This is a genomic window from Arthrobacter sp. 35/47 (assembly GCF_000520475.1).
Taxonomy (GTDB): Bacteria; Actinomycetota; Actinomycetes; order Actinomycetales; family Micrococcaceae; genus Arthrobacter_D; species Arthrobacter_D subterraneus.
Map to the genome: position 1 here is coordinate 1 of NZ_KI914600.1, position 5325 is coordinate 5325.

Here is a 5325-nt window from a genome sequence, read left to right on the forward strand (position 1 = left end):
ACCGACGACGACGGCCATCAGGAACCAGCCGGCCTCGGCTGACGACGGTGCCGCCCTGCTTGCCCGTTAGGCTGGTCAGATGGACTTGGCGTGCAAGCTGAACCCTGACCGCACGGCCTACCATCCGCGTGGGGGTGCCGGCCGGTGTTGATCGCCACGCTGACCCTGCTCATGGGCGTTGTTGTGATCCTCGCGATCATCGCCGCGAACGGGTACTTCGTCGCCCAGGAGTTCGCCTACATGTCCGTGGACCGCTCCCGCCTGCGCGCACAAGCGGCCCAGGGAGATGAGACCGCCAAACGGGCGCTGGCAGTGACGGAAAAAACCTCCTTCATGCTCTCCGGTGCGCAGCTCGGCATCACCGTGACCGGCCTGCTGGTCGGGTTCGTGGCCGAACCGCTGGTCGGGGAGAGCCTCGGCGTGCTGCTCGGCGGCGTCGGCGTTCCTTCCGCGGTCAGCGTCACGGTCGGCACCGTCGCAGCGCTGGCCGTCTCCACCGTCGTGCAGATGATCTTCGGCGAGCTCTATCCAAAGAACCTCGCCATCGCCAACCCCGAACCCCTCGCCCGCGGTCTGGCCCGTTCCACCCGGATCTACCTCGCCGTGTTCGGCTGGCTGATCACCGTCTTTGACCGTGCCGCCAATGCCCTCCTGCGGGTGTTGCGCATTGAACCCGTGCACGACGTCGACAGCAGCGCCACCGCACGGGACCTGGAGCACATCGTCGCCGACTCACGCCAGAGCGGCGACCTGCCGGAAGAACTGTCGGTCATGATCGACCGCATCCTGGACTTCCCGCAACGCGAAGTGGAACATGCAATGATTCCCCGGCCCCAGGTAGACAGCGTGGCGCCCGGCATGCTGATCGGCGACGTGCGCTCACTGATGGCCGAAGCCCACACCCGCTACCCGGTGATCGATGAGCGGGACGAGCCTGTCGGCGTCGTCCAGCTTGTTGACGTCCTCGGTGCCGCCGACCGCGAAACTGTCGCCACCATCATGAGGCCCCCTACCGTGCTTCCCACGCTGATGTCCCTCCCCAAGGCCCTGGATCAGATGACGCAGGCACGGAACGAGCTGGCGTGCGTCATCGACGAATACGGCGGATTCACGGGGATCATCACCCTGGAGGACCTGGCCGAAGAGGTTGCCGGAGAGATGACAGACGAGCACGACGCCGACCTGCCGGAGCCAGTGCTGCCTGACAGCGACGGCCAGTGGCGCATCGCAGGCGATGTGCACCTTGATGAGGCCGAGCGCTTCATCGGTCATGGGCTTCCCCGGGGCAACTACGAGACGGTAGCCGGCCTGCTCATCGGCCACCACGGCGGACTGCCGGCGGTCGGAGACACCGTGCGGATTCCACTGCCGCAGGATCCGGCGGAACTCGTCCTGGACGAGCCGGTCTCACGGCTGCTTGAAGCGGAGGTTCTTGAGGTGGAAAGACGGGTACCGAAAACCGTCCGCCTGGCATTGCACGAGTCCCCGGACGGCACGGACACCACCGCCAACCGGGAAGCCAGGAGGAACGATGGATAACCCGTGGATCGTCCTGACCGCAACGATCGGCCTCATCGCGCTCAGTGCCTTTTTTGTGGTCATCGAGTTCGCGCTCCTCGGCGCGCGCCGGCACCGCCTCGAGGAAATGGCCGCGACCAGCCGCGGAGCCCGTGCTGCGCTGAAGGGCGTGAACGAACTGACCGTCATGCTGGCGGGTGCGCAGCTTGGCATCACGGCCTGCACTTTCGCCCTCGGCGCGGTCACCAAACCGGCAGTCGATGCCTGGCTCACCCCATTCTTCGCCGGTTGGGGACTGCCCTACTGGATCGCGGATAGCGGCTCGTTTGTCCTCTCGCTGCTGGCAGTGACGTTCCTGCACCTCGTCGTCGGAGAGATGGCACCAAAGTCCTGGGCCATTGCCCACCCCGAGACCTCCGCCATTCTCGTGGGTCCGCCCGCCCGCGGGTTTGTCTGGATCTTCCGGCCGCTGCTCGACTGGACAAACGAGATAGCGAACCGCCTGGTGAAGGCGTCGGGCGTGGAACCGACGGACCGGGCCGGGGTTGGTGGACAGGATGTCGATACCATCCGTCATCTGGTGGAGCATTCCGCAAACGTCGGAGCGCTGGACGCCTCAATCCGGACCCCCATTTCGGGTGCGCTGGATCTGGAGACGCTCCCCGTCGAGTCTCTTCTGCCGAAGGACGGAAAAGTACCCGCAGCGGTATCAGCCGACGCCACCGCTGCGGATATCCAGGCGGCTGCGGCCCGCTCCGGTCACATGCGGATTCTGGTCGAGTCCGACGACGCTGCCGAGGCTCCCGGGGTAGTCCACGTCAGGGATACCCTCCTTGTAGCCCGGGACCGGTCGGCACGGGAGCTGGCGCGCCCGGCCTTCATCCTCTCGCCGGATGTGCCGGTGCACGAGGCTCTGGCGCTCATGCGCCGGTCCGGTGAACAGCTGGCCGTCGTGATGGACAAGTCCCGGTTTGTCGGCGTGGTGACGGTCAACGACGCGCTGCGCAAGGTGCTTCCGGCAAGCGAAACCCTGCCGTGACGGACGCCGCTGTGCCTGCAGGAGGTGCAGCGCTCGCACCGACTCCCCCACTACTCCGTGGACTGGTCTTTCCGGCTCCCGGCATTCCGCTGTCCGCCGCACCCTCACGGAACTGCTCAACTATGGGGCTTACGCCGGTGGTGACCCTCAACCGTGCGGCCGCGCCTGGTGTGGGATTTCACCCAGGATTCATCTGAGCCCGGGGCCTTCCCCGACAGATCGATTATTGCCTGACTGTCTGCCCGCAACTCTTGTGCCCTGCGGAGGTTCTCTCCCTCGAAAGCCGGACTCATTGATTCGAGCGCATCGGCCTGCACACCTGAGGAAAGCGCATCATCGCGCCAGCAGGAAACCGCCTCTACGACTGCACGAATGCGGTGGACCGCCTGGGCTTGGGTGAGCCGAAAATCCGCAGCCCGGTGCACGAGCAACCTGATATCACGGTCATATGGGTCGTCCTCCGGCGTCAGCGGTGTGGCAGGGCTGGCGTGACGGGACGGGTTAACGTCGAAGGACGGCGCCAGCCGCCAGCCTTGACCGCCGTGAAGCAGTCCGTGATTGCGCATATGGTCGTCAATGTTATTGACCAGGACAATCAGCGCCGCCCGCATGAACAATTCCGAGGCATCAGCAGAGGGCTTACCCGAGATGGCCGCGACCCGGCCGGCGAGTGTCGCGTAATCGAGCGGCTCGTGCTCTGTGATTCCGAAGGCACTCCGAAAGCTCATGTACGGAATCCTCCGTTCCCCCGCCCGGTCAAACCTCTGGGTAAGGAATACCGACTGATCCTGTCCGAGAGACACCGTTCGAGACGGCTGCACCTGAATGCCCGCCCGTCGCTGCAGCTTGATGGTTGTGAGTTCCCAGGCGGATACGTTGTAAGTGTCAGAAGTTTGCGGGAATTTTGCCAGGTGCATCACATTGGCCTCATCCCGCACCCAGGCTTTGGGCTGCGCCCCACCGGGGGACGATCCAACGCTGATCAGGTTGTGCACCTCTTCAGTGACCTCACCATTGGCCGCGAAGTGCTGTGCGGCGGCCACCAGTCTTGAGAGATCATGGACAGTGGCGCGACCATGCTCTGAGGACAGGAACTCTTCGCCCTTGCGGAACCGGACGGCACCTTGCCGCGTCTCGTCCGGCACATGAAGGAGAAGATCGATTTCCGTCGGTGGCTTGTACCTTTCACCGCGCATTCTGGCCTTCCGACGCAGATCTGCATCGATGAGGCGCCTGCCCCAACTATCCGGTGCGGCGTCGTCGAACGCCTGAAAGATGGTGCGGTGCGAGGGAGGAGTTTGCGGACCGCGCTGCAACGGCAGGTCGGGGGATATCTGAAAAGACCGATCACTGGATAACCACTGATCAAGGTAGGTGAAAGTCAGGGCAGGATTCTGGAAGCCGGGGTGTACGTCGATGCTGAAAGCACCGACGTGTTGGTCACCGATCCACACCTCATATGTCATGAGTTGCGACTCCTGGCACGCTGCCTGCCAAGCAGGTGGGCACGCATTCGTCCCAGATCAGTGTTCAATGGATCAGTGGCACCGGTGATGCGCTCGGTCAGATTAAGCACCTGTGCGACAGCGAGGAAGGTCCCGAGGCGTACACCGCTGTCACCACGTTCGATGCGTCGCAGTGCGGGCAACGAAACATTCGCGCGCTCCGCGGTCAATTCCTGGCTCAACCCCAGCATGATGCGCCACTGACGCAGATGCTCACCGAGTTGCTCAGCAGTTTCCATTACCCACTCTCCCTATCTGCTAACAGTACTCCTATGTTGCATTAGGTTCGATAAGGCAACGCGAAAGTCGCATAGCGATACGAAATGGTGCAACGGCGGCCGCAGTCAGCGCACAAACGCGTTATTCCCCCAGCACCTCGGCCGCCGCGAGCCACTGCTCCTCGAGGGACTCCTGCTCCGTCTGCAGCTCCCGCAGCTTCGCGTCGAGATCGCTCATCTTCTCGAAGTCGACCGTGGCCTTGCTGCCGGCCTCGCTCATCTGCTGGTTGATCTTTTCGATCTGCGAGCTCGTCTTGGTCATCTGCCGCTCAATGCGGGTCAGGTCCTTCTTCGCCTGGCGGGCCTCCTCCGGTGACGGGCCATCCTGCCCGGCAGCCGCCGTCGTACCGTTCGAACTGTCTGCAGCCAGCGGCCTGGCGCCCATTCCTTGCCCGGACGCGGCGCCGCGGCGCAGCTGCAGGTACTGGTCGACGCCGCCCGGCAGGTCGCGGATCTTCCCGTCGCCCAGCAGCGCCAGCTGGGTATCGGTGACGCGCTCCAGCAGGTACCGGTCATGCGAGACCACCACCAGCGTGCCCGGCCATCCGTCCAGCACGTCCTCCACCGCTGCGAGCGTGTCGGTGTCCAGGTCATTGGTGGGCTCATCGAGCATCAGCACATTCGGCTCCCCCACCAGCAGGCGCAGCAGCTGCAGGCGCCGCCGCTCACCACCGGACAGGTCACCCACCGGGGTCCACTGCCGCTGGTTGGTGAACCCGAGCTGCTCCACGAGCTGGCTCGCCGACACTTCCTTCCCGCCGACGGACACCACCCGCTTCTCCTGCTCGATCACCTCGGTGACGCGCAGGTGATTGACATCGTCAAGCTCGCGCACGTCCTGCGAGAGGATGGCGGTCTGCACGGTCTTGCCGCGCTTCACCCGGCCCGACGACGGCGACACCTCACCGTTCAGCAGCCGCAGCAGGGTGGTCTTGCCCGCACCGTTGACGCCGACAATCCCAAGGCGCTGTCCCGGCGCGAGCCG

Annotated in this window: 5 protein-coding genes; 2 read left to right on the forward strand and 3 right to left on the reverse strand. The window is 64.6% G+C overall.

Translation table 11 applies throughout. The annotated features are described in order from the left end of the window. Positions 1–144: 144 nt before the first annotated feature. Complete coding sequence (locus tag X803_RS19065) at positions 145–1539, forward strand: hemolysin family protein (RefSeq protein WP_035778517.1); 1395 nt, start codon at positions 145–147, stop codon at positions 1537–1539. Then, positions 1532–2557 carry a CNNM domain-containing protein gene (locus X803_RS0109915; protein WP_026545020.1) on the forward strand — a complete coding sequence of 342 codons (1026 nt, stop codon included), beginning with the start codon at positions 1532–1534 and terminating at the stop codon, positions 2555–2557. The genes X803_RS19065 and X803_RS0109915 overlap by 8 nt, the downstream gene beginning before the upstream one ends. A 116-nt stretch (positions 2558–2673) precedes the next feature. Here the strand turns inward: X803_RS0109915 and X803_RS0109920 are convergent, their stop codons facing one another. The 3 genes from X803_RS0109920 to X803_RS19070 form a co-directional block, all read right to left on the reverse strand. After that, positions 2674–4023: a type II toxin-antitoxin system HipA family toxin gene (locus X803_RS0109920; protein WP_026545021.1), complete on the reverse strand. Its 1350-nt coding sequence runs from the start codon at positions 4021–4023 to the stop codon at positions 2674–2676. After that, entirely contained in the window at positions 4020–4301 is a 282-nt protein-coding gene (locus tag X803_RS0109925; protein ID WP_026545022.1) for a helix-turn-helix domain-containing protein, read from the reverse strand. Before X803_RS0109925 ends, X803_RS0109920 begins: the two co-directional genes overlap by 4 nt. Positions 4302–4422: 121 nt before the next feature. Continuing rightward, a partial coding sequence (locus tag X803_RS19070) for an ATP-binding cassette domain-containing protein (protein WP_035778519.1) occupies positions 4423–5325 on the reverse strand: 903 nt, incomplete at its 5' end.

Excerpts from the sequence above, each read along its gene's own strand:
- X803_RS0109915 (WP_026545020.1), top strand. The coding sequence starts at position 1,532 with ATGGATAACCCGTGGATCGTCCTGACCGCAACGATCGGCCTCATCGCG.
- X803_RS0109920 (WP_026545021.1), bottom strand. The coding sequence starts at position 4,023 with ATGACATATGAGGTGTGGATCGGTGACCAACACGTCGGTGCTTTCAGC.
- X803_RS0109925 (WP_026545022.1), bottom strand. The coding sequence starts at position 4,301 with ATGGAAACTGCTGAGCAACTCGGTGAGCATCTGCGTCAGTGGCGCATC.